Below are 25,301 nucleotides of genomic sequence, written 5' to 3' on the forward strand. Positions count from 1 at the left end.
CGAAGGAAAGGTCAAGCGTTCCTGGCGGGTTTTTTCGGGGCGTGGGTCGGCATCGTGGCGTAAATGTCTCGCATCATCCTCTTTTATGAGCCATCTCACATTCTCGCCGAACCGTGCAGCCTGAATACGCTTGACCTTCCCACAATGGCAAGCTTTAGGCTTTCTGATACCGAATAGTCAGGATGGGGAAGTCGTCATGAGTCAGTCAGAAAATCGTCACGACACGATAAGCTTACTTATTGAAGGTATGACCTGCGCGTCGTGCGTCGCTCGCGTTGAAAAAGGTATTAAGGCTGTGCCTGGCGTAACGGACGCTACGGTGAATCTGGCGACGGAGCGCGCCACCGTCCGCGGGACGGCGTCGGCGGAGGCGGTGATCGCGGCGATTGAAAAAACGGGGTATGAGGCGCGACCGGTAGAGACGGCGGGGCAGGGCGAAGACGACTCTGAAGAGAAAAAAGAGGCCGAGCGCGTCAGGCTGAAGCGCGATCTGATTCTCGCCAGCGTGCTGGCGCTCCCCGTTTTTGTGCTTGAAATGGGCTCGCACCTTATTCCTGGTATGCACGAGTGGGTGATAAAAACGATTGGCCTGCAACAAAGCTGGTACTGGCAATTTGCACTGACCCTGTTGGTGCTGACGCTCCCCGGTCGCCGTTTTTACCTTAAAGGGTTCCCGGCGCTGGCGCGTCTGGCGCCGGACATGAACTCGCTGGTCGCCGTGGGAACCGCAGCGGCATTCGGCTACTCGCTGGTGGCGACCTTTACGCCCGACCTGTTGCCTGAAGGGACGGTAAACGTCTATTACGAGGCCGCCGCAGTGATTGTCGCGCTTATTCTGCTGGGGCGCTTTCTGGAGGCAAGGGCGAAGGGGCGGACTTCCGAAGCGATTAAACGTCTGGTGGGGCTACAGGCGCGGGTCGCGCATGTGTTACGCGAGGGCCGCATCGTGGATATCCCTGTCGACGAGGTTGTGCTGGGCGACTGTGTGGAGGTTCGGCCAGGCGAGCGGATCCCGGTTGACGGCGAAGTGACCGAAGGCCGCAGCTTCGTTGACGAGTCGATGATTACCGGCGAACCGATACCGGTAGAGAAATCCGCAGGAAGCGCGGTGGTGGGCGGTACCGTAAACCAAAAAGGCGCGCTCACGCTGCGGGCGACCGCCGTCGGCGGACAGACCATGCTGGCGCAAATCATTCGTCTGGTGGAACAGGCGCAGGGTTCAAAACTGCCGATTCAGGCCGTCGTGGATAAAGTGACGCTGTGGTTTGTCCCGATGGTAATGCTTATTGCTGCGCTGACCTTTGTGGTATGGCTGGCGTTTGGGCCGTCGCCAGCGCTGACTTTCGCTCTGATCAATGGCGTTGCGGTGCTGATTATCGCCTGTCCTTGCGCGATGGGCCTGGCGACGCCGACCTCCATTATGGTGGGAACCGGTCGTGGGGCGGAAATGGGCGTGCTGTTCCGTAAGGGGGAGGCGTTACAGCTACTCAAAGACGCTAAGGTGGTGGCCGTAGACAAAACCGGGACGCTTACCGAAGGCCGCCCGGTACTGACCGATCTCGACGTGGCCAGCGGCTTTGAGCGCCGTGAGGTGCTGGCGAAAGTCGCGGCGGTAGAATCGCGTTCAGAGCATCCGATTGCCCGTGCGATTGTCGTGTCGGCAGAAGAGGAAGGGATCGCGCTACCAGGCATGAGCGGCTTCGAATCGGTGACCGGGATGGGCGTATACGCTACCGTTGACGGTACGCGTGTTGACGTGGGGGCCGATCGCTATATGCGCGAAATTGGCGTGGATATTAGCGGCTTCGCCACCACCGCCGAACGGTTAGGGCAGGAAGGGAAATCGCCGCTCTATGCGGCTATTGACGGTCAACTGGCGGCGATTATCGCCGTGGCCGATCCGATCAAACCCAGTACGCCCGCCGCAATTAACGCTTTACATCAGCTCGGCATTAAGGTCGCCATGATCACTGGCGATAATGCCCGCACGGCACAGGCTATCGCCAGACAGTTAGGGATTGATGACGTGGTCGCCGAGGTATTGCCAGAAGGGAAAGTCGAGGCGATACGGCGCCTGAAAGCGGCGTATGGGCAGGTGGCGTTTGTCGGCGATGGCATCAACGATGCGCCAGCGCTGGCGGAGTCCGACGTGGGGCTGGCGATTGGCACCGGCACCGATGTGGCGGTGGAATCCGCCGACGTCGTACTAATGTCCGGCAACCTGCAAGGCGTGCCGAATGCTATCGCGCTGTCTAAAGCGACCATCCGCAATATCCACCAGAATCTGTTCTGGGCCTTTGCTTACAATACGGCGCTGATTCCTGTCGCGGCAGGCGCGCTATTTCCGGTCTGGGGCATATTATTGTCCCCGGTATTCGCCGCAGGGGCGATGGCGATGTCGAGCGTGTTCGTGCTGGGCAACGCTTTGCGGCTGCGCCGTTTCCGGGCGCCGATGGCAACCCCATCCGACACATCCACGACCTGAGGAGGAGCGTCATGAACATCGGTAAAGCAGCTAAAGCATCGAAAGTCTCGGCCAAAATGATTCGCTACTATGAACAGATTGGTCTGATTCCCGCGGCAAGTCGGACGGATTCCGGCTATCGGGCCTATACCCAGGCTGATGTTAATCAATTGCATTTTATACGCCGCGCGCGCGACCTCGGTTTTTCAGTTGCTGAAATCAGCGACTTACTGAATCTTTGGAATAACCAGTCGCGGCAAAGCGCTGACGTCAAACGCCTGGCGCAGACGCACATTGATGAACTGGACAGACGTATCCAGAACATGCAGCACATGGCGCAAACCCTCAAAGCGCTGATTCACTGCTGCGCCGGCGACGCGCTGCCAGATTGCCCCATTCTGCATACGCTTGGACAACCTGACGATAGCGAGCCGGAGGCGCGTACCGGAGCGGTATTGCGCCGTCCTCGTCGTCATGGACTGACAAAGCGTCTGTAAGTCCTGAGATTACGCTTGACCTTCCAACACTGGCAAGGCCCAGACTGGCAACAATTCCCACACAAAAGGAGTTCACCATGCAGTTCCATATTGATGACATGACCTGCGGCGGCTGCGCCAGTACGGTAAAAAAGACGATTCTGACTCTTGATGCTAATGCGACGGTGAGAACCGACCCGGCGACGCGTCTGGTTGACGTTGAAACGTCGCTATCCGCGGAGCAGATTGCCGCCGCCCTGCAAAAGGCCGGTTTCCCGCCGCGCGAGAGGTAATCGTCAATGGCGATCGGTCTGGCGACAGGCCGGTCGCGATACGCTAGCCACGCTTCGCTTTCCTTTGCATGAGATAATCCCCATAAAAAATGTGACAAATCATGTGCCAGTAAGCTTTGTTAATAATATGTAATGATTTGTCTATTTTTGCTAACATTTTACCTGCTATATACAAAAAGATAACAAATAAGTAGCGCAACGCTACCTTGTTACGTCGCTTTGACGACGGGAGCGCTCCAGCGTTTCGCCGCTTCAAAGCTTGATGTTATTTTTTGATGCAGGACACTACCTATGTACACCCCCCTGAACTGGACGACGACACAACGACATGTGGCGTTTGCCAGCTTTACCAGTTGGATGCTGGATGCGTTTGATTTCTTTATCCTTGTCTTTGTACTTAGCGATCTCGCCGAATGGTTTCACGCTTCCGTATCGGACGTTTCCATTGCGATTATGCTGACCCTGGCGGTACGTCCCATTGGCGCGCTGCTATTTGGTCGAATGGCGGAAAAGTACGGACGTCGACCGATACTGATGCTCAATATTCTGTTCTTTACGGTGTTTGAACTGCTTTCCGCCTGGTCGCCCACCTTCATGGCATTTCTGATTTTTCGGGTCATGTACGGCGTGGCGATGGGCGGGATATGGGGCGTCGCGTCATCACTGGCGATGGAAACCATTCCCGATCGTTCGCGTGGCCTGATGTCGGGCATTTTTCAGGCGGGCTATCCCTGCGGCTATCTGTTCGCCTCGGTTATTTTTGGCCTCTTCTACAGTATGGTAGGCTGGCGCGGTATGTTCCTGATTGGCGCCCTGCCTGTTGTCTTGCTGCCTTATATCTGGTTTAAAGTGCCGGAATCCCCCGTCTGGCTGGCGGCCAGAGCGCGTAAAGAGAATACCGCGCTGCTTCCTGTTCTGCGCAAGCAGTGGAAGTTGTGTCTGTATCTGGTGCTGGTCATGGCGTTCTTTAACTTTTTCAGTCACGGCACGCAGGATCTCTATCCTACCTTCCTGAAGATGCAGCATGGTTTTGATCCGCATCTGATCAGTATCATTGCGATTTTTTATAACATTGCCGCCATGCTCGGCGGTATTTTCTACGGTACGCTATCGGAACGTATTGGGCGTAAAAAAGCGATCATGATCGCCGCCTTTCTTGCGCTTCCGGTACTCCCGCTATGGGCATTTTCCAGCGGATCATTCACGATTGGCCTGGGCGCGTTCCTGATGCAGTTTATGGTGCAGGGCGCCTGGGGTGTCGTGCCGACCTGGCTGAACGAGCTGGTTCCGGCGAATGCGCGCGCCGTGCTGCCAGGGTTTGTTTACCAACTGGGTAATTTACTGGCGTCGGTTAATGCGACGTTACAGGCCCGTATCGCGGAAACGCATGGTGGCAATTACGGGTTGGCAATGGCGATCGTGGCTGGCGCGGTGGCTATTTTAATCTGTGTATTTGTGGCATTTGGTCGCGAGACCCGGGGAGTCGTCATCTCCGGTACAGATAGCGACGCCCTCCCGGAGTCGGCCGTCGGTCATCGCACGTAAACACTACGCTCCTGGCGCATACTGTCGCCGGGAGCACGCCTTCCCCCCGTCGTTTTCACGCCCTTTCAACGAACAACAAAGGTTAATGATGGCATCTGCCTTTCGTGACCATTACAATCATCGCTTACTTTTTTCTTTATAAGAAATTGATTGTTGGACCTTAAAATTATCAACGGAGCGAAGATATCATGTTGAAAGATAACCAAAAAAACAACGAGTCTGTTGCCCCGAATAGCGCCTTTCTGTCTGAGTTACAACGTGCATTACCGGAATTTTTTACCGCCGATCGCTATAACGAGCAGGGCGAACTGATCGCGAAAGGAGGATTTGATCTCGCCAAATTTGAGCGCGCGCTGAAAGCGCGTAATATTGATGAGCTGACTAGCGGTTATCAGATTGATTTTATTGGCAAAGATTACGCAAAAAAACAGGCGGGTGAAAAATCCGTTACCGTTATCGTTCCTGACGTGGAACACAATACTCTGGCAGAAAATAAAAACAGCCATAATCTTTTTCTGACCGGAGATAATCTGGATGTGTTACGCCATCTGCAAAATAATTACGCCGATACCGTCGATATGATCTATATCGATCCCCCTTATAACACCGGGTCGGACGGGTTTGTCTATCCCGATCATTTTGAATATAGCGATCGGGCGTTGCAGGATATGTTTGGTCTTAATGATACTGAACTGGCACGTTTAAAATCCATTCAGGGTAAATCGACGCACTCCGCGTGGTTATCTTTCATGTATCCGCGTCTTTTCCTGGCCAGGAAGCTCCTGAAAGATACCGGATTTATTTTTATCTCTATCGACGATAATGAGTACGCCAATCTTAAATTAATGATGGATGAGATTTTTGGCGAAGGCGGATTTGTCACCAATGTGATGTGGAAGCGCAAAAAAGAGATTTCTAACGACTCTGATAACGTTTCCATCCAGGGGGAATACATTCTTGTTTACGCCAAAACCGGTCAGGGCGCTTTACGTTTAGAACCGCTTTCTAAAGAGTATATTCAGAAATCCTATAAAGAACCGACCGAACAGTTTCCAGAAGGGAAATGGCGGCCGGTGCCGTTAACGGTGTCAAAAGGGCTGAGCGGCGGCGGCTATACCTATAAAATTACCACGCCGAATGGTACGGTACACGAAAGACTATGGGCTTATCCTGAAGCCAGTTACCAAAAACTGGTGGCCGATAATCTGGTCTATTTTGGCAAAGATAACGGCGGTATTCCCCAGCGAGTCATGTACGCGCACCACAGTAAAGGGCAGCCAACGACCAATTACTGGGATAACGTAGCGTCGAATAAAGAGGGGAAAAAGGAGATTCTGGATCTCTTCGGCGACAACGTTTTTGATACGCCGAAACCGACCGCATTATTGAAGAAAATCATCAAGCTCGCTATCGATAAAGACGGCGTCGTCCTGGACTTTTTTGCCGGTTCCGGCACTACGGCCCATGCGGTGATGGCGCTGAATGAAGAAGATGGGGGGCAGCGCACGTTTATTCTGTGTACTATCGATCAGGCATTAAGCAATAACACTATCGCGAAAAAAGCAGGTTATAACACTATTGATGAAATCAGCCGTGAGCGAATTACACGCGTTGCGGCGAAGATCCGCGCCAACAATCCCGCGACCAATAGCGACCTCGGTTTTAAACATTATCGTTTTGCCACTCCGACACAGCAGACGCTGGACGATCTGGATAGCTTCGATATTGCTACCGGCCATTTTATCAATACCAGCGGTCAACTGGCCGCTTTCACCGAGTCAGGATTTACCGACATGATCAATCCTTTTTCCGCCAGAGGATTGGGCGTGCCGGGCGGCGCAAGCGGCGAAGAGACCTTATTAACGACATGGCTGGTCGCCGATGGTTATAAAATGGATATTGACGTACAGACCATTGATTTTTCCGGCTATTGCGCCAGGTATGTTGATAATACGCGCCTGTATCTGATTGATGAACGATGGGGAACAGAGCAGACCCGCGATCTTCTCAACCACATTGGTACGCATCAGCTTCCGGTTCAGACTATTGTCATTTACGGCTACTCTTTCGACCTTGAATCCATTCGTGAACTGGAAATCGGCTTAAAACAGCTTGATCAAAAAGTGAACCTGGTGAAGCGTTATTAAGAGGGGATGATGATGAATATTTTACTGGAAGAACTTCCCCATCAGGAACAGGCGTTAGCGGCGATTCTGGCGAGTTTCACCGGTATCGATCACGCGCAGGCCGATCATAATCACTATGCTAATCCGCTGATTAAGGAACGTTACGACGATAAGGCCAATATTGACGTTAAAATGGAGACCGGGACGGGCAAAACCTATGTCTATACCCGGTTGATGTATGAACTGCATCAGAACTACGGGCTCTTCAAATTTGTGCTGGTGGTGCCGACGCCAGCCATTAAAGAAGGCGCGCGGAACTTTATCACCAGCGATTACGCCAGACAGCATTTTTCACAGTTCTACGAAAATACGCGGATGGAACTTTGCACCATTAACGCCGGTGATTTTAAAGTAAAGTCGGGGCGTAAAAATTTTCCGGCCCAGCTATTAAGTTTTACTGATGCCAGCCGTCGTGATAGCCATACGATTCAGGTTTTGCTGATCAATGCGCAAATGCTCAATTCCGCCAGTATGACGCGAGACGATTACGATCAAACGCTACTGGGCGGGCTGACGTCGCCTGTTAAAGGGCTGCAAATGACGCGACCGGTGGTCATTATTGATGAACCGCATCGTTTTGCGCGAGATAACAAATTTTATCGAGCGATTCAGGCCATTCAGCCGCAAATGATCGTCCGCTTTGGCGCTACCTTCCCGGATATTGTCGAAGGTAAGGGTAAAAATAAATGTGTACGTAAAGATTACTATCGCCGGCAACCGCAGTTTGATCTCAACGCGGTGGACAGTTTTAACGATGGTTTGGTGAAAGGTATTGATATTTATTACCCGAATCTCCCCGAAGAACAGGCCAACAATCGTTATATCGTTGACAGCGTCACGGCAAAGAAATTAATCCTCCGACGGGGGAGCAAAATTGCCGAGGTTGGCGTGGGCGAAAATCTCGCCGATGTCGATGCGGGATTTGAAGGCAGTATCGAATATGCCGGCAGTAAAATGTTGTCGAACGATCTGGAGCTGGAGGCAGGGATGGCGCTGGTGCCAGGAACCTTTGGCGCGAGCTACCAGGAACTGATTATTCAGGAAGCCATTGATAAGCATTTTGATACCGAGCAGGCAAATTTCTTACGCAGCAATGAGCCAGAAAATAATGCCCCGCGTATTAAGACCTTAAGCCTTTTCTTTATTGACAGTATTAAAAGCTATCGTGATGACGAAGGCTGGTTGAAAGTCACTTTTGAGCGTTTGCTGAAAAAGAAACTGACGCAACTGATTGACGATTATCAGCGCAAGACCCTGCCGCGAGAAGTGGAGTATCTGTCGTTTCTGCAGGCCACGCTCGCCAGCCTGCACTCGGATAACCAAAACGTCCACGCTGGTTACTTTGGCGAAGACCGCGGAAGCGGCGATGAGGCGATCCAGGCTGAAGTAGATGATATTCTGAAAAATAAAGAGAAGTTGCTCAGTTTTTCAGACCATCACGGCAACTGGGAAACGCGACGCTTTCTGTTTTCAAAATGGACGCTTCGCGAAGGCTGGGATAACCCGAATGTTTTTGTCATTGCTAAATTACGTTCTTCCGGTAGCGAGTCGAGCAAAATTCAGGAAGTGGGGCGCGGCCTGCGGCTACCGGTAGATGAAAACGGCCATCGCGTTCATCAGGAAGAGTGGCCGTCCCGGCTGTCGTTTCTGATTGGTTATGATGAAAAAGCGTTTGCCAGTATGCTGGTTGATGAGATTAATCGCGATAGCAAAGTTCAGCTTAACGAGCAGAAACTGGATGAGGCGATGATCACACTCATCGTCACCGAGCGACAAAAAGTCGATCCTGCGTTTACGGAGCTTCGTTTGCTGGAAGATCTGGATGATAAAAAACTGATCAACCGGAGTAATGAGTTTAAACCCAGCGTCACGCTTAACGGGGAAACCAAAAGTGGTTTTGCGTGGCTACTGGAGTTCTACCCTGAGCTGACGCAGGCGCGGGTGCGAGCGGATCGCATTCGTGACAATAAGCCCGCCTCCCGACTGCGAGTCAGGTTACGCAAAGAGAATTGGGAACAACTTAGCAGTATCTGGGAGCAGTTTTCCCGCCGTTATATGCTGCAATTCGAGCGTAGCGGCGCTTCTCTGGAACAGATTGCCGCCGAGGTGCTGCGCGATCCGGCGCTGTATATACGCCAGAAGCCAAGCCAGGTGCAACAACGGCTGGTATCGAATGAAGATAATGGCCGTTTTGAAGTGGCGCAGCGGGAAGGCGAATTAGCCGCCAGCGAATTTATGGCGGGCATGAAATATGGCCATTTTCTTAAGCAACTGGCGTTACGCACCAGTCTGCCGGTTAACGTCCTGCACCCGGTGTTAATGGCGATGCTGCGTGATGTTTTGCACGGAGATTCACGTTATTTAAGCGAGATCTCGTTGGACAATATGACCCGCGCATTACAGACGCGGATTAATGCGCATTTTGCGCAGCGCCACGATTATCTGCCTCTCGACTTCCAGGCTTCAACGTCGGTATTTGATTCCACGGCACGGCAGTTCAGAGAGGAGATTAGCGCTGAAATTGTGGGGAAAAATGTGGATGAGAATGCGATAGACGATCCCCGTTCTCTCTATCAAATACCGCCGTTGCGTTATGACAGCGTCGATCCAGAATTGCCGCTATTAAAATACGATTATCCGCAACAGGTTTCTGTGTTTGGCAAACTGCCTAAGCGGGCCATTCAGATCCCCAAATATACGGGGGGCTCTACTACGCCGGATTTTGTGTACCGTATTGAGCGTCAGGACGCCGACAGTGTTTATTTACTGGTTGAAACTAAAGCAGAAAATATGCGCGTAGGCGATCAGGTTATTCTTGATGCGCAACGTAAATTCTTCGATATGCTGCGTCGGCAAAATATCAATGTCGAGTTTGCGGAAGCGACCAGCGCGCCAGCGGTATTTTCTACGATCAATGGCTTGATTGAGGGGAAGGCAAACTAACGGGTTTGAATGAACCTTAACGGTTATCTTTTTGATAGACCATATAAAATGGCCGCCGCGCAGCGAGCGTTGCGGTCATTCTCCCTGTGCTAATCCCCCGTCCCGTAAACCGCGTTGACTTGAAGGTTATCGTTTTACGTCTATTCTTAACTTTCAGCTACGCGTATTTTGCTGAAATTGCAAATAGTCTTGAAGACGCTGTTTTTTTGTTTTGCCGTTATTTTTATAACGGCCAGGTAGATATTGCCAAGTGAATGTAACTAAGGGAGACATGTTATGCTAAATAGATACTACCGTTTCGCTGTCGAAAAAGACGACCCCTCCGAAGCGCCAGAGTCGGGCGATAAACCTGACAGCCAGCCGCAAAAAAAATCGTAATTTATCTGGATATTCCCCGACGTTTATACGTTTGGGGAAAATAACCGTTTCGTTTCAACCTGGTTGCGAACAGTGAATATTTTACACGAAGTGACTATATATAAACGGGAGGGAACATGGAGTTTGATGCATTCTTTTTAGCGAGACTCCAGTTTGCCTTTACCGTCTCTTTTCATATTATCTTCCCCGCGATTACGATTGGCTTAGCCAGTTACCTGGTGGTACTGGAAGGTTTATGGCTAAAAACGCGTAATCCTGTCTGGCGCTCGCTCTATCAGTTCTGGCTCAAAATTTTTGCCGTCAACTTCGGGATGGGCGTGGTCTCCGGTCTGGTCATGGCTTACCAGTTCGGAACGAACTGGAGCGGTTTCTCCCAGTTCGCCGGCAGTATCACCGGGCCTTTATTAACCTATGAAGTGCTCACCGCATTCTTCCTGGAAGCGGGATTCTTAGGCGTGATGCTTTTTGGCTGGAACAAAGTCGGGCCGGGCCTGCATTTCTTGTCTACCTGTATGGTGGCGCTGGGCACGTTAATGTCGACGTTCTGGATTCTGGCGTCTAACAGCTGGATGCATACCCCGCAGGGATTTGAAATTCATAACGGTCAGGTGGTCCCGGTGGACTGGTTCGCGGTGATTTTCAACCCGTCGTTCCCGTATCGCCTGTTGCATATGTCCGTTGCGGCGTTTTTAAGTAGCGCGATGTTTGTCGGCGCGTCCGCAGCCTGGCATTTACTGAAAGGTAACGATACGCCGGCTATCCGCCGTATGTTCTCGATGGCGTTATGGATGGCGGTCGTGGTGGCGCCCGTTCAGGCATTGATTGGCGATATGCACGGCCTTAACACCCTGAAGCATCAGCCGGTCAAAATTGCCGCGATTGAGGGGCACTGGGAAAATACGCCCGGCGAGCCAACGCCGCTTACGCTGGTAGGCTGGCCGGATATGGAGGCGGAACGGACCCGCTATGCGCTTGAGATCCCGGCGTTGGGCAGTCTGATCCTGACGCATAGCCTGGACAAACAGGTGCCTGCGCTAAAAGATTATCCCAAAGAGGATCGCCCCAACTCTACCGTGGTGTTCTGGTCTTTCCGTCTGATGGTGGGTATGGGCGTACTGATGATCTTCCTGGGGCTGGCCAGCCTGTGGCTACGCTACCGACGCCGACTGTATCATTCGCGGCCCTTTATGCACTTTGCGCTGTGGATGGGGCCGTCCGGGCTTATCGCCATCCTTGCCGGATGGGTGACGACGGAAGTAGGACGCCAGCCGTGGGTGGTCTATGGCCTGCTGCGAACGCGTGATGCGGTTTCCGCGCACAGTACCTTGCAGATGAGCATCAGTTTGCTGGCCTTCTTTGTGGTCTATTCCCTGGTCTTTGGGGTTGGCTATATTTATATGATTCGCCTTATCCAGAAAGGGCCGCAGCCGGCGGAGACACCGACCGCTGAAACCGATGGCAGACCCGCGCGTCCTATCTCTGCCGTGGGAGAATCGCTTGAGCAGGAGAAACGCGAATGACCATCGATCTTCCGGTTATCTGGTTTGCTATTATCGTGTTCGCCACGCTGATGTATATCGTAATGGATGGGTTCGATCTGGGCGTCGGTATCCTGTTTCCGTTTATTCGCGATAAACACGATCGCGATGTTATGGTGAACTCGGTCGCGCCGGTATGGGACGGGAACGAAACCTGGCTGGTGTTGGGCGGGGCCGGGCTTTTTGGCGCGTTCCCGTTGGCTTATGCCGTCATCACCGACGCGCTGACTATCCCGCTGGTGGTTATGCTGCTTGGTCTTATCTTTCGCGGCGTCGCTTTTGAATTCCGTTTTAAAGCCACCGAGTCGCATCGCGCGTTCTGGGATAAATCCTTTATCGTCGGGTCAATCCTGGCGACCTTTGCCCAGGGGGTTGTGGTGGGGGCGGTGGTGAGCGGTTTTCAGGTGGAAGGGCGAACCTTTAGCGGTTCGCAGCTTGACTGGCTGACGCCGTTTAACCTGTTCTGCGGCGTCGGTCTGGTCGTCACCTACGCGCTGCTGGGCGCTACCTGGCTGATTATGAAAAGCGAAGATCCGTTGCATAGCCGGATGTGCGCGCTGTCGCGCCCGTTGTTGATCGTCTTGTTGCTGGTGATGGGAGGCGTCAGCGTGTGGACGCCGCTCACCCACGACGACATCGCCGAGCGCTGGTTCACGCTGCCCAATTTATACTACTTCCTGCCGGTGCCTGTGCTGGTGTTGGCTTTTAGCGTCTGGCTATGGCGCAGCGTGAAAAAACCAGAATCCCATGCGCGTCCATTTATTCTCACGCTAGGGCTGATTTTTCTGGGGTTCAGCGGGTTAGGCATCAGTATTTGGCCGAATATTATTCCACCGGATATTTCGCTGTATGCCGCCGCCGCGCCGCCGCAAAGTCAAAGCTTCATGCTGGTTGGGGCGCTGATAATCATCCCGATTATTCTGGCTTATACCTTCTGGAGCTACTACGTCTTCCGTGGAAAAGTGCGACATGGTGAGGGATATCACTGATGGTTAAAGTGAAAAAATGGTCGCGGCGAGTCGTATGGATGGTCGCGATATGGTGCGCCAGCGTGCTTCTGCTGGCGGGCGTCGGAATGTTGTTCAGACTGCTCATGACCTCCGCAGGATTTCGCTCCTGACTGATACCCCCGGACGCGCTTTCGTCGCTGGCGAAAGCGCGTTTTTATCGACAGATCGGCGTTTATCGATCACCTTTGCTCGTCTTATCTCTCCCCTCAATAGCGGTTGATAATTATTCTCATCTTTATTGTCGTTCCCGGGCCGCAGTGATATGGTTACACAGTGGCTAACGCTCTGGTATAACGCAGATAAACGGTATTGATAATGTCTCCGATCTCCTGTCACTCTTCCGCCGCCCCGGCGATGAAAAAGATCTTTTCCGTCAGCGACTTCATCGCGTTTGGCGAGCGTTATGGCATTGATTACCGCTTCCCTGCGTTACCGCAGTATACGCAGAGTAGTCCCGTACTTCATGGCGATATCGAAGAGATAGCGCTTCCCGGCGGGATTTGCATTACACGCTCGGATGTTCACGTGTTACAACCTTATGAAACCACCTCTCGCCATAGCAGTCCGCTGTATATGCTGGTGGTGCTGGAAGGTAACGTCGCGCTGGCTGTCAATGAGCAGACCTTTTTGTTGAGCGCGGGGATGGCGTTTTGCTCGCAACTGAGTGAGCAGCAGACGATACGCGCCCATCACGGCGCAGACAGCAAATTGCGCACCTTATCGCTGGGAATGTACCCGGACGGCGGATGGCGGGAGCGTTTGCCTGTCTCGCTGGCAGACGAGTGGGAACATAGCGCAACCTCGGCGATGGTCTGGCAGGTGCCGGAGTTTCTGCTTTCAGGGCTACGCTATGCGCAGCAGCCCGGACCTCATGCGGCGTCACGCCAGTTAATGCTGGAAGGCATCATGCTGCAATTGCTGGGCTATGCGCTAAATCTATGTCAGCCCGCAACGCAAAAACGCGGGCTTCCCGTCACCGGTGAATATCAGCGGCTGGAGCTCATTCGGCGTTTACTGGAGCAGACGCCGGAAAAAGCCTACACGCTGAACGAACTGGCGCGTCGGGCGGCAATGAGTCCGAGTAGCCTGCGGTGCAAGTTTCGCCATGCCTATGGGTGTACCGTGTTTGATTATCTGCGCGATTGCCGCCTGGCGCGCGCGCGTCGTTATCTGATGGAGGGATACAGCGTGCAGCAGGCCGCCTGGATGTCAGGCTATCAACATGCCACTAACTTTGCGACGGCATTTCGTCGGCGTTATGGCTGCTCGCCTGGCGAGCTGCGTGACGCGTCTCTGACGGCGTCCCGCCACTGTGCGTAACGCGCCCCGCCAGAGCGGTAATATCCGCCGCTAACCCGGTTTTCTGCCGTTTTGGGTGATGTTTTATCATTGCGCATAGGCAATCTGGCGTTACGCATAGTGGTCCGTCATCTCTAAAAGGTAATAATTCTTATTTACAATAAAGATGCCTTTGGAGATGTTCATGTTTGCGACAACGCGTATGGCGCTATTGATAGGCGGAGCTATCGGCGGCGCGACTTTTCCTCTTTTTGCCCAGGAAACCACAAAAAATGATACCGTCATTGTCACCTCGCCCGTTCAGAGTGGCGCGACCAAGCTGGCGACGCCAGATATTGAAACGCCGCAGTCGGTATCCATTATTACCCGCCAGCAGTTTGAAGAGCAGGGCGCAACCAGCGTGCGTCAGGCGGTCAGCTACACCCCAGGCGTATACAGTAATCAGATAGGCGCCTCTAACCGCTTTGATTACATCGTATTGCGTGGTTTTTCGGACGGTAGTCTGGATAACGTCTATCTCGACGGGTTAAAAATGATGGGCGACACCAATTCACACAGTTCGTTGGTGGTTGACCCCTGGTTTCTGGAAGATATCGAGGTGGTACGCGGCCCGGCGTCCGTTCTGTATGGACGTTCATCGCCAGGCGGCATTGTCGCGCTGACGTCGCGAAAACCGGCGTTTGATGCCGGGGGAGAGGTGAAGCTGTTTGCCGGCAATCACAACCAGCGCGGGGCGGCTTTTGATGTGACCGGCCCACTGGATGACAATGAACGTGTGGCGGCGCGTCTTAGCGGCATGACACGTTACGCCGATTCGCAGTTTACCCCCTTGAAAGAGGAACGTTATGCGCTGATGCCGAGCCTGACCTGGCGAATTACCGATCGGACGCGTCTTGATCTTATGGCCTATCTGCACCGTGATCCGGAAGGCGGTAGCCACTCCGGACTGCCTTATCAAGGCACGGTTGTACCTTATAACGGCGGAAAAATTTCTAACACTTTCTTTGAAGGTGAAGATGACTACGACAAATACGATCGCCGTGAAAATATGGTGGGTTATAACATTGAGCATCTGTTCGATAACGGCTGGTCGGTACGGCAAAAACTGCGCTATTTGCATACCAAAGTGACGTTGAATCAGGTCTATGCCGCAGGTTGGTTGAATGAAACGGCGCTGAATCGCGGCTATTCCGGCTCCGGGGAGAAAATGTCGGCTATCGCGCTGGATAATCAGCTCGACGGCAGCGTGGATACCGGGGCGATTAATCATCGTCTGCTGGTGGGGATCGATTATCAGGATCGCAGTAATCATACTACTGGCTATTATGGCGCGTTTCCGCCGATTGACGCTTTCAACCCCGTTTATGGCGCTCAGCCGGATTACATTACGTTGTATAGCCGTGAAAAACATAAGCTGCGGCAGACCGGATACTATTTACAGGATCAGATGTCATGGGATCGCTGGCGCTTTACGTTGGGCGGTCGTTACGATCGGGTCAGCGTGTCTAACATCGACAAACTTCATGATTCACGCAGCGATCTCGATAAAAACAACGTCAGCACCCGTGCCGCGTTGCTTTATCTGTTCGACAATGGCGTCGCCCCCTATCTCAGTTATTCTACCGCGTTTACGCCGACCAGCTTCGCCGACGAAAACGGCAATGTGCTGGAACCGATGAAAGGCAAGCAGTGGGAGGCGGGGGTAAAATACGAACCGCTGGGGGGGAACAGCCAGTTTAGCGCCGCCGTGTATCGTATTAACCAAACCAATATCGCGACCAAAGAAGAACCTACCGATCCGTACCGCTCGATTGGTGAAATTGAGTCTAAAGGGGTTGAACTGGAGGCCATTAGCCATTTGTCGGATAGCGTCCGTTTGCAGGCGGCGTATACCTATACTGATATCCGTTATAAGAAAAGTAGCCCGCAAGAGCAGGGTAAGCGCGCGGTTTATGCTCCACGGAACCAGGCCAGCGCCTGGCTAAGCTACGATGTGAAAAGCGGTCTGTTAGAGGGGCTGACTTTGGGCTCCGGCATCCGGTACGTCAACGGCGTGACCAGCGATCGCCTGAATACCCACACCTTGCCGTCCTATACACTGGTCGATATGGTGGTAGGGTATGATTTATCCAGCATTGGGTTAAATGGCTTGAGCGCCCAGCTCAACGTAAATAACCTGACGGACAAACGCTATGTCGCTGCCTGTAATTCGCTCTCTTATTGTTATTTTGGCGCCGAGCGTAGCATTGTAGGCAGCGTTTCATGGGCGTTTTGATAACGCTTATCGTCCGGTAGCAAAGGCTACCGGACAAACATTAGCGGTGCGTCACGCCTTCATAGAGAAGTCTGAGCGCAAACATCCCGATAATGGCGCCGATAACACGGCTGGCAATGCGCTGTATTCGTCCATAAGCGCGGCGGACTGCGGGGAGCGAAAAGGCCTGGCTGAGAAAAATACGCCAGATAACGGATGACAGCACAATTCCGGCCCAGGCCATTAACCTTGCCCATGTGGGCGTTTCTGCGCTAAGCGTTACGGAAAAAATACTGATAAAAAACAGTACGGTTTGCGGATTGGATAAATCGGTCATTAATCCCCGGCGAAAGAAAATTGTCCACGGGGCGGCAATCGGCGTCTGGAGCGTGCTCATTTGCGGCGTCGCCTGGTGGCGAATACTGTTCCAGGCGAACCATAATAAATAGGCCCCGCCGACAATTTTGATAAGAGAAAATACCGCTTCGCATTGCGTAATGAGCGTCGCCAGACCGAAAAGCCCCAGCCCGGAATAAAAGGCGTCTCCCGTGGCGACGCCCAGGCCGGTGATGACTCCCGCCCGGCGTCCTGATGCGAGGCTGGTTTGCACCACCACAAACAAATTCGCGCCGGGATTAAAAAAGGTTAACACAAACAGACTGACGGTAAGCACAACGGCATGAAACGGCTCCATAGGCAACTCTTCTCTTAGCCTCAAGAAATAACCTTCATCTTATTAATAGTCAAACCAGATGATTGCGAGTGAGATCACAAAGCAGGGGCGTTTTAATCCGCGTTGTTACGCCGACAGAGCGGGGGCTGACTGGATTTTTCCAGCAATCTACACTACTTATTTAATCAGTCCGAACGGCCTTTTTGTTCTGATAAAGCGATGATGGCGTAATAATAAAACGAGGGTTTTGCTATGAAAACTGGCTACAAGGTTATGCTTGGCGCATTAGCGTTTGTCGTGACAAACGTTTATGCCGCAGAGATCATGAAAAAAACGGACTTTGATAAAGTCGCCTCCGAATACACGAAAATTGGCACGATTTCCACCACCGGGGAAATGTCGCCGCTGGACGCCAGAGAAGATTTAATCAAAAAGGCGGATGAAAAAGGGGCGGATGTGGTGGTGCTGACGTCCGGGCAGACAGAAAATAAAATTCATGGTACGGCTGATATTTATAAAAAGAAATAAAAGCGTTGCATCATAAAAATACCCGCCAGGGTTTCCGGCGGGTATTTTTATTCCTGGCAACCAGCATCCGTTTTGCCGGATGACGGCCTGCAGTAAACGTAGCGCCATCAGGCATTCAGGACGCTGTCATTTGTCTTAATTACCCGACTGGTCTTTGGCTCCTGCTTTTAAACGACGCCACAGAGTGGTGCGGCTAATCCCCAGATAACGCGCCGCGGCGCTCTTATCGCCCTTAAAGCGCGCCAGTACATCCTGTAACGTGTGCGCATCCACGGTTGAAGGCGTCAGCTCTGCTGTGTTCACCATAAGCTCAGGTAATAACTGCCGCATAAATTGCCTGTCCAGCGTTGGCGCGGGATCGACGCTTAAAAAAAGCGCCAGGCGCTCCATCATATTACGCAGTTCGCGAATATTACCGGGCCAGCGCCAGGCCAGCAAAAGCGGCTGACACTGTGTCAATCCATGACGTATCGATTCGGTAAACGGAATTTCCATTGCCGCCAGCGACTGTTTTAAAAAGCTTTCCGCCAGCGGCAAAATATCAGCCTGCCGCTCGCGCAAAGGAGGAAGCGTCAGACGCAGAATACTCAGGCGATAAAAGAGATCGGGGCGAAAACGTCCTTGCATTATTTCCCGATCCAGATCGCAATGCGTAGCGCTGATCACCCGGACATCCACCGGGATCGGCTGGTGTCCGCCGACGCGAGTGACGGCTTTTTCCTCCAGTACGCGCAAAAGTCGGGTTTGTAACGGCAAGGGCATTTCGCCGATTTCATCCAGAAACAGCGTGCCGCCGTGTGCGATTTCAAATAGCCCCGCCCGGCCTCCTCGTCGTGAACCGGTAAACGCACCCTCTTCATAACCAAACAGTTCCGCTTCCAGCAACGACTCGGTAATCGCGCCGCAATTGACGGCGACAAAGGGAGGGGATGGCTTATTCTGACGGTGAGGCTGGCGGTGAAAAAACGTCTGGTGAATCGCCTGCGCCGCCAGCTCTTTTCCGGTCCCTGTTTCCCCCTGAATCAGCACTGCAGCACGGGAGCGGGCATAGAGCGTAATCGTCTGGCGGAGCTGCTCCATTTGCGGCGACTGGCCGCGTATATCGCCCAGTTCATACCGGGTTTGTAATCCCTTGCCGGATGGGTAATCCACGCGCTGTCGCCGTGTCAGACGGGTCATATCCAGCGCATCATGAAAAGCCTGACGAACGGTCGCCGCGGAATAAATAAAGATGGCGGTCATACCCGCTTCTTCCGCCAGATCGGTAATTAATCCCGCGCCGACGACGGCCTCAATACCGTTGGCCTTAAGTTCGTTAATTTGCCCGCGCGCGTCCTCTTCGGTGACATAGCTTCGCTGTTCAAGACGGAGGTGAAACGTTTTCTGAAAGGCAAGTAAAGCCGGAATGGTCTCCTGATAGGTCACGATACCGATAGACGAGGTGAGCTTTCCCGCTTTCGCCAGCGCCTGTAATACATCGAATCCGCTGGGCTTGATGAGGATCACCGGTATTGACAGGCGACTTTTTAAATAGGCCCCGTTCGAACCCGCCGCGATAATCGCGTCGCAGCGCTCGGTCGCCAGTTTTTTGCGAATGTAGGTCACCGCCTTTTCAAAGCCGAGTTGAATAGGCGTGATGGTCGCCAGATGATCGAATTCCAGGCTGATATCCCGAAACAGTTCGAACAGACGCGTTACGGAGACCGTCCAGATCACCGGTTTATCGCTATTATCGCGCGGAGCGCTGTGAGCAGTCGTCATCGCAGTAGGTTCATCTTTAAGGGGCGATTTTTTGTTTTAAACGTGTTTCATAAATGTTGCAATGAAACGGAGCGATTCGTTTCATGAAACGTTAGCTGACACGTTTTTCTTTTCCCTTAATCGCGCTTATTCATAACAGGAATAACTGTAATTACCTGTTTTTAAATCTCATTGTATTTAATTTTCTCGCAGCCTCTTTGCCTGGCATAGCCTTTGCTTTGGTGAATACATTCTGAGTAACAATTTACTAACATGAGGACGAGATATGTCTTTACATTCGCCGGGGCAGGCATTTCGCGCCGCGCTCGCTAAAGAGAATCCATTACAAATTGTCGGCGCTATTAATGCCAACCATGCTCTGTTGGCCCAACGGGCCGGGTATCAGGCTATCTATCTTTCTGGCGGCGGCGTAGCGGCGGGCTCGCTCGGACTGCCGGATCTGGGGATTTCTACGCTGGATGATGTGTTAACCGATATCCGGCGCATCACGGATGTTTGCCCGCTGCCGCTGTTGGTGGATGCGGATATTGGCTTTGGCTCCTCCGCCTTTAATGTCGCGCGGACGGTAAAGTCCATAGCCAAAGCGGGCGCCGCCGCGCTGCATATTGAAGACCAGGTTGGCGCTAAGCGCTGTGGACACCGTCCAAACAAAGCGATCGTCTCGAAAGAGGAGATGGTAGACAGAATTCGGGCGGCAGTGGATGCGCGCACCGATCCGAACTTTGTGATCATGGCGCGTACCGATGCGCTGGCGGTGGAAGGGCTGGAGGCGGCTCTCGATCGCGCGCAGGCTTACGTGGACGCGGGGGCTGACATGCTGTTCCCGGAGGCGATCACCGAACTGTCGATGTACCGCCAGTTCGCCGATGTGGCGCAGGTGCCGATCCTCGCCAACATCACTGAGTTTGGCGCGACGCCGCTATTTACGACCGACGAGTTGCGCAGCGCACACGTGGCGATGGCGCTCTATCCGTTGTCGGCGTTTCGCGCCATGAACCGCGCCGCAGAAAAAGTCTATACCGTGCTGCGCCAGGAAGGGACGCAAAAGAACGTGATCGACATCATGCAGACCCGCAACGAGCTGTACGAAAGCATCAATTACTACCAGTTCGAAGAGAAGCTGGACGCGCTGTACAGGAATAAAAAATCGTAGCCTGTAGGCCTGATAAGGCGAAGCCGCCATCAGCCAATGCCGGATGGCACTACGTTTAACCCGCCTACGGTACGGCCTACACGCCTCAATACCCTACACATTAAAAAAATGACGAGGACACTATGAGCGACACCACGATCCTGCAAAATAATAACCATGTCATTAAGCCTAAAAAATCGGTCGCGCTTTCCGGCGTACCTGCCGGAAATACCGCTCTGTGTACCGTGGGAAAAAGCGGTAACGATCTGCACTATCGCGGTTACGACATTCTCGATCTGGCGGAGCACTGCGAATTTGAAGAAGTCGCGCATTTACTGATCCACGGAAAATTACCGACCCGCGACGAGCTGAACGCGTATAAAAGCAAGTTAAAAGCGCTGCGCGGATTACCCGCCAATGTCCGTACCGTTCTGGAAGCGTTACCGGCGGCCTCGCACCCGATGGACGTGATGCGTACCGGCGTTTCTGCGCTGGGCTGCACCCTGCCGGAAAAAGAGGGACATACCGTCTCCGGCGCGCGCGATATTGCCGATAAGCTGTTGGCCTCGCTCAGCTCTATCCTTCTTTACTGGTATCACTACAGCCACAACGGCGAACGTATTCAGCCGGAAACCGACGATGATTCCATCGGCGGCCATTTCCTGCATCTGCTGCATGGTGAAAAGCCAACCCAAAGCTGGGAAAAGGCGATGCATATTTCGCTGGTGCTGTATGCCGAGCATGAGTTCAACGCCTCGACGTTTACCAGCCGGGTGATTGCCGGGACCGGCTCGGATGTTTACTCCGCGATTATCGGCGCGATTGGCGCGCTGCGCGGCCCGAAACACGGCGGGGCGAATGAGGTGTCGCTGGAAATTCAACAGCGTTATGAAACGCCGGACGAGGCAGAGGCGGATATCCGTAAACGCGTGGAAAACAAAGAGGTGGTGATTGGCTTTGGACATCCGGTTTACACCATCGCCGACCCGCGCCATCAGGTGATCAAACGGGTGGCGAAACAGCTTTCAGAAGAAGGCGGCTCGCTGAAGATGTACCACATCGCCGACCGTCTGGAAACGGTGATGTGGGAGACCAAAAAGATGTTCCCGAATCTCGACTGGTTTTCGGCGGTCTCCTACAACATGATGGGCGTCCCTACCGAAATGTTCACCCCGCTGTTTGTCATCGCCCGCGTTACCGGCTGGGCGGCGCACATTATTGAACAGCGTCAGGACAACAAAATTATTCGCCCCTCTGCCAACTATACCGGGCCGGAAGATCGTCCGTTTGTCTCGATAGACGATCGTTGCTAACTCACTCTTATTAAAAATAAAACGCAGGAAACGTACCCTATGTCTACCCAAGAACTGAACATCCGCCCAGACTTTGACCGTGAAATCGTTGATATCGTTGATTACGTTATGAATTACGACATCACCTCAAAGGTGGCGTACGACACCGCGCATTACTGCCTGCTCGACACGCTCGGCTGTGGTCTGGAAGCGCTGGAATACCCGGCCTGTAAAAAATTGCTTGGGCCAATCGTGCCAGGCACGGTGGTGCCCAACGGCGCACGCGTGCCGGGCACCCAGTTTCAGCTCGATCCGGTACAGGCAGCCTTTAACATTGGCGCGATGATCCGCTGGCTCGATTTTAACGATACCTGGCTTGCCGCCGAGTGGGGCCATCCTTCTGATAACCTCGGCGGTATTCTGGCGACGGCTGACTGGCTGTCACGCAACGCCGTCGCCGCCGGCAAAGCGCCGCTGACCATGAAACAGGTATTGAGCGGGATGATCAAAGCCCATGAAATTCAGGGCTGCATCGCGCTGGAAAACGCCTTCAACCGTGTCGGGCTTGACCATGTGCTGCTGGTGAAAGTGGCCTCGACTGCGGTGGTCGCTGAAATGCTGGGGCTGACGCGCGATGAGATCCTCAACGCGGTATCGTTGGCGTGGGTCGACGGCCAGTCGCTGCGTACCTATCGTCATGCGCCGAATACCGGTACGCGCAAATCCTGGGCGGCGGGAGATGCGACTTCGCGCGCGGTACGTCTGGCGCTGATGGCGAAAACCGGCGAGATGGGCTATCCCTCGGCGCTCACCGCCAAAACCTGGGGCTTCTACGACGTTTCATTCAAAGGTGAAACGTTCCGTTTCCAGCGTCCTTACGGCTCCTACGTGATGGAAAACGTGCTATTCAAAATTTCTTTCCCGGCAGAATTCCACTCGCAAACCGCCGTCGAAGCGGCGATGACGCTGTATGAGCAGATGCAGGCCGCGGGCAAAACGGCAGCGGATATCGAGAAAGTGACTATCCGCACCCACGAAGCCTGTCTTCGCATTATCGATAAAAAAGGCCCACTCAATAACCCGGCGGACCGCGATCACTGTATCCAGTATATGGTCGCCGTGCCGCTGCTGTTCGGACGGTTAACCGCGGCGGATTATGAAGACGAGGTGGCGCAGGACAAGCGTATTGACGCCCTGCGCGAGAAAATCGTGTGTTATGAGGACCCGGCTTTTACCGCCGACTATCACGACCCGGAAAAACGTGCTATCGGCAATGCGATCACCGTGGAGTTTACTGATGGCTCACGCTTTGGCGAGGTTGTCGTGGAGTATCCGATTGGTCATGCGCGTCGCCGCGCCGACGGTATTCCGAAGCTTATCGAAAAATTTAAAATTAACCTGGCGCGTCAGTTCCCGACTCGCCAGCAGCAACGCATTCTGGATGTCTCCCTGGACAGAGCCCGCCTGGAGCAGATGCCGGTTAACGAATACCTCGATTTATATGTCATCTGAGCCAGCCAGCAGCAAGGCGTAAGTTCAACAGGAGAGCGTGATGTCTTTTAGCGAATTTTATCAGCGTTCCATTAACGAACCGGAGGCGTTCTGGGCCGAGCAGGCCCGGCGTATCGACTGGCGACAGCCGTTCACGCAGACGCTGGATCATAGCCGTCCACCGTTTGCCCGCTGGTTTTGCGGCGGCACCACTAACTTATGTCATAACGCCGTCGACCGCTGGCGGGATAAGCAGCCGGAGGCGCTGGCGCTGATTGCCGTCTCATCAGAGACCGATGAAGAGCGCACATTTACCTTCAGCCAGTTGCATGATGAAGTCAACGCTGTGGCCGCTATGCTGCTGTCGCTGGGCGTGCAGCGTGGCGATCGCGTATTGGTCTATATGCCGATGATTGCCGAAGCGCAGATAACCCTGCTGGCCTGCGCGCGCATTGGCGCGATCCATTCGGTGGTCTTTGGCGGTTTTGCCTCGCACAGCGTGGCGGCGCGCATTGACGATGCCAGACCGGCGCTGATTGTGTCGGCGGATGCCGGAGCGCGGGGCGGTAAAATTCTGCCGTATAAAAAGCTGCTCGATGACGCTATTGCGCAGGCGCAGCATCAGCCGAAACACGTTCTGCTGGTGGACAGAGGGCTGGCGAAAATGGCGTGGGTGGATGGGCGCGATCTGGATTTTGCCACGTTGCGCCAGCAGCATCTCGGCGCGAGAGTGCCGGTGGTGTGGCTGGAATCCAATGAAACCTCGTGCATTCTTTACACCTCCGGCACTACCGGCAAACCGAAAGGCGTCCAGCGCGACGTCGGCGGTTATGCGGTGGCGCTGGCAACCTCGATGGACACCATTTTTGGCGGCAAGGTGGGCGGCGTATTCTTTTGCGCATCGGATATCGGCTGGGTCGTCGGCCACTCCTATATCGTTTACGCGCCGCTGCTGGCAGGCATGGCGACTATTGTTTACGAAGGACTGCCGACGTACCCGGACTGCGGGGTCTGGTGGAAAATTGTCGAGAAATACCAGGTTAACCGGATGTTTTCCGCTCCGACCGCGATTCGCGTGCTGAAAAAATTCCCGACGGCGCAAATCCGCAATCACGATCTCTCCTCGCTGGAGGCGCTTTATCTGGCCGGTGAGCCGCTGGACGAGCCGACGGCCAGTTGGGTGACGGAGACGCTGGGTGTGCCGGTTATCGACAATTATTGGCAGACGGAGTCCGGCTGGCCGATCATGGCGTTGGCCCGCGCGCTGGACGACAGGCCGCCGCGTCTGGGAAGTCCCGGCGTGCCGATGTACGGTTATAACGTCCAGCTACTCAATGAAGTCACCGGCGAACCTTGCGGCATAAATGAAAAGGGAATGCTGGTGATCGAAGGGCCGCTGCCGCCGGGCTGTATTCAGACTATTTGGGGCGACGATGCGCGTTTTGTGAAGACTTACTGGTCGCTGTTTAACCGTCAGGTTTATGCCACTTTCGACTGGGGGATCCGCGACTCCGAGGGGTATTACTTTATTCTGGGCCGTACCGATGATGTGATTAATATTGCGGGTCATCGGCTGGGGACGCGAGAAATAGAAGAAAGTATCTCCAGCTACCCGAACGTAGCGGAAGTGGCGGTAGTGGGGATAAAAGACGCTCTGAAAGGGCAGGTAGCGGTGGCGTTTGTCATTCCGAAGCAGAGCGATACGCTGGCGGATCGCGAGGCGGCGCGCGACGAGGAAAACGCGATTATGGCGCTGGTGGACAACCAGATCGGTCACTTTGGTCGTCCGGCGCATGTCTGGTTTGTCTCGCAGCTCCCCAAAACGCGTTCCGGAAAGATGCTTCGCCGCACGATCCAGGCGATCTGCGAAGGCCGCGATCCGGGCGATCTGACAACCATTGACGATCCCGCGTCGTTGCAGCAAATTCGCCAGGCGATCGAGGAATAGCCGTAAGCCGGATAAGCCGCGTCCGGCAACGGGTTAGCGTTTGCGACTGAATAGTGGGGTGTAAAGTCGGGAAAGGGCGGCAGCGCGCCG

Annotated in this window: 19 protein-coding genes and 1 pseudogene; 18 read left to right on the plus strand and 2 right to left on the minus strand. The window is 53.7% G+C overall.

What is annotated here, in order from left to right; all coding sequences use genetic code 11:
• Window positions 1-196 precede the first annotated feature (196 nt).
• The 13 genes and pseudogenes from golT (at window position 197) to foxA (ending at window position 16,407) form a co-directional block, all read left to right on the plus strand.
• Window positions 197-2,485 carry a gold/copper-translocating P-type ATPase GolT gene (golT, locus tag ACLJQD_RS12130; RefSeq protein ID WP_017442101.1) on the plus strand — a complete coding sequence of 763 codons (2,289 nt, stop codon included), beginning with the start codon at window positions 197-199 and terminating at the stop codon, window positions 2,483-2,485.
• Between the two features lie 11 nt (window positions 2,486-2,496).
• Window positions 2,497-2,961: an Au(I) sensor transcriptional regulator GolS gene (golS, locus tag ACLJQD_RS12135; protein ID WP_001020584.1), complete on the plus strand. Its 465-nt coding sequence runs from the start codon at window positions 2,497-2,499 to the stop codon at window positions 2,959-2,961.
• A 77-nt stretch (window positions 2,962-3,038) separates the two neighbouring features.
• Window positions 3,039-3,233 carry a gold resistance metallochaperone GolB gene (golB, locus tag ACLJQD_RS12140; RefSeq protein ID WP_001159470.1) on the plus strand — a complete coding sequence of 65 codons (195 nt, stop codon included), beginning with the start codon at window positions 3,039-3,041 and terminating at the stop codon, window positions 3,231-3,233.
• A 291-nt stretch (window positions 3,234-3,524) separates the two neighbouring features.
• Entirely contained in the window at window positions 3,525-4,778 is a 1,254-nt protein-coding gene (locus ACLJQD_RS12145) for an MFS transporter (RefSeq protein WP_000288504.1), read from the plus strand.
• Between the two features lie 188 nt (window positions 4,779-4,966).
• Window positions 4,967-6,925 (plus strand): site-specific DNA-methyltransferase, encoded by a 1,959-nt coding sequence (locus ACLJQD_RS12150; protein WP_017442102.1) that lies wholly within the window; start codon window positions 4,967-4,969, stop codon window positions 6,923-6,925.
• Between the two features lie 9 nt (window positions 6,926-6,934).
• Window positions 6,935-9,907 carry a type III restriction-modification system endonuclease gene (locus ACLJQD_RS12155; protein WP_077907258.1) on the plus strand — a complete coding sequence of 991 codons (2,973 nt, stop codon included), beginning with the start codon at window positions 6,935-6,937 and terminating at the stop codon, window positions 9,905-9,907.
• 276 nt (window positions 9,908-10,183) lie between these two features.
• The gene (ssaA, locus tag ACLJQD_RS12160; RefSeq protein WP_000934834.1) at window positions 10,184-10,285 is read left to right on the plus strand and encodes a small effector SsaA; all 102 of its coding nucleotides are present in this window, start codon (window positions 10,184-10,186) and stop codon (window positions 10,283-10,285) included.
• Window positions 10,286-10,401: 116 nt separating this feature from the next.
• A complete protein-coding gene (locus ACLJQD_RS12165; RefSeq protein ID WP_000393711.1) occupies window positions 10,402-11,805 on the plus strand; it encodes a cytochrome ubiquinol oxidase subunit I in 1,404 nt (467 codons plus the stop codon).
• Window positions 11,802-12,812, plus strand: a complete 1,011-nt coding sequence (gene cydB, locus ACLJQD_RS12170; RefSeq protein WP_000151047.1) for a cytochrome d ubiquinol oxidase subunit II — start codon at window positions 11,802-11,804, stop codon at window positions 12,810-12,812. Before ACLJQD_RS12165 ends, cydB begins: the two co-directional genes overlap by 4 nt.
• Window positions 12,812-12,883: pseudogene (locus tag ACLJQD_RS12175) on the plus strand (DUF2474 family protein); the annotation flags it as partial. The gene cydB and the pseudogene ACLJQD_RS12175, both read left to right, overlap by 1 nt.
• Complete coding sequence (locus ACLJQD_RS12180) at window positions 12,862-13,053, plus strand: hypothetical protein (RefSeq protein ID WP_229023495.1); 192 nt, start codon at window positions 12,862-12,864, stop codon at window positions 13,051-13,053. The pseudogene ACLJQD_RS12175 and the gene ACLJQD_RS12180, both read left to right, overlap by 22 nt.
• Before the next feature lie 95 nt (window positions 13,054-13,148).
• Window positions 13,149-14,153, plus strand: a complete 1,005-nt coding sequence (gene foxR / locus ACLJQD_RS12185) for a ferrioxamine uptake transcriptional regulator FoxR (RefSeq protein WP_017442104.1) — start codon at window positions 13,149-13,151, stop codon at window positions 14,151-14,153.
• Between the two features lie 145 nt (window positions 14,154-14,298).
• Complete coding sequence (gene foxA / locus ACLJQD_RS12190; protein WP_001127717.1) at window positions 14,299-16,407, plus strand: ferrioxamine B receptor FoxA; 2,109 nt, start codon at window positions 14,299-14,301, stop codon at window positions 16,405-16,407.
• Window positions 16,408-16,447: 40 nt separating this feature from the next.
• Here foxA and ACLJQD_RS12195 read toward each other — a convergent pair whose 3' ends face one another.
• Window positions 16,448-17,080: a LysE family transporter gene (locus ACLJQD_RS12195; protein ID WP_000433131.1), complete on the minus strand. Its 633-nt coding sequence runs from the start codon at window positions 17,078-17,080 to the stop codon at window positions 16,448-16,450.
• A gap of 231 nt (window positions 17,081-17,311) precedes the next feature.
• Here ACLJQD_RS12195 and yahO point away from each other — a divergent pair, with 231 nt between their 5' ends.
• Entirely contained in the window at window positions 17,312-17,587 is a 276-nt protein-coding gene (gene yahO, locus ACLJQD_RS12200) for a DUF1471 family periplasmic protein YahO (RefSeq protein ID WP_000848026.1), read from the plus strand.
• Between the two features lie 135 nt (window positions 17,588-17,722).
• Here the strand turns inward: yahO and prpR are convergent, their stop codons facing one another.
• Window positions 17,723-19,348 (minus strand): propionate catabolism operon regulatory protein PrpR, encoded by a 1,626-nt coding sequence (gene prpR / locus ACLJQD_RS12205; RefSeq protein WP_017442105.1) that lies wholly within the window; start codon window positions 19,346-19,348, stop codon window positions 17,723-17,725.
• Window positions 19,349-19,613: 265 nt separating this feature from the next.
• Here prpR and prpB point away from each other — a divergent pair, with 265 nt between their 5' ends.
• From prpB to prpE, 4 genes are all read left to right on the plus strand, one after another.
• Complete coding sequence (gene prpB, locus ACLJQD_RS12210) at window positions 19,614-20,501, plus strand: methylisocitrate lyase (RefSeq protein ID WP_000052221.1); 888 nt, start codon at window positions 19,614-19,616, stop codon at window positions 20,499-20,501.
• Between the two features lie 122 nt (window positions 20,502-20,623).
• Window positions 20,624-21,793, plus strand: coding sequence for a 2-methylcitrate synthase (gene prpC / locus ACLJQD_RS12215; protein ID WP_001285878.1), 1,170 nt, complete (start codon window positions 20,624-20,626; stop codon window positions 21,791-21,793).
• Between the two features lie 39 nt (window positions 21,794-21,832).
• Window positions 21,833-23,284: a bifunctional 2-methylcitrate dehydratase/aconitate hydratase gene (locus ACLJQD_RS12220; protein ID WP_000107068.1), complete on the plus strand. Its 1,452-nt coding sequence runs from the start codon at window positions 21,833-21,835 to the stop codon at window positions 23,282-23,284.
• Window positions 23,285-23,324: 40 nt separating this feature from the next.
• Entirely contained in the window at window positions 23,325-25,211 is a 1,887-nt protein-coding gene (gene prpE / locus ACLJQD_RS12225) for a propionate--CoA ligase (RefSeq protein WP_017442106.1), read from the plus strand.
• Window positions 25,212-25,301 lie beyond the last annotated feature (90 nt).

The organism is Salmonella sp. SAL04214 (assembly GCF_046550615.1).
Lineage (GTDB): Bacteria > Pseudomonadota > Gammaproteobacteria > Enterobacterales > Enterobacteriaceae > Salmonella > Salmonella enterica.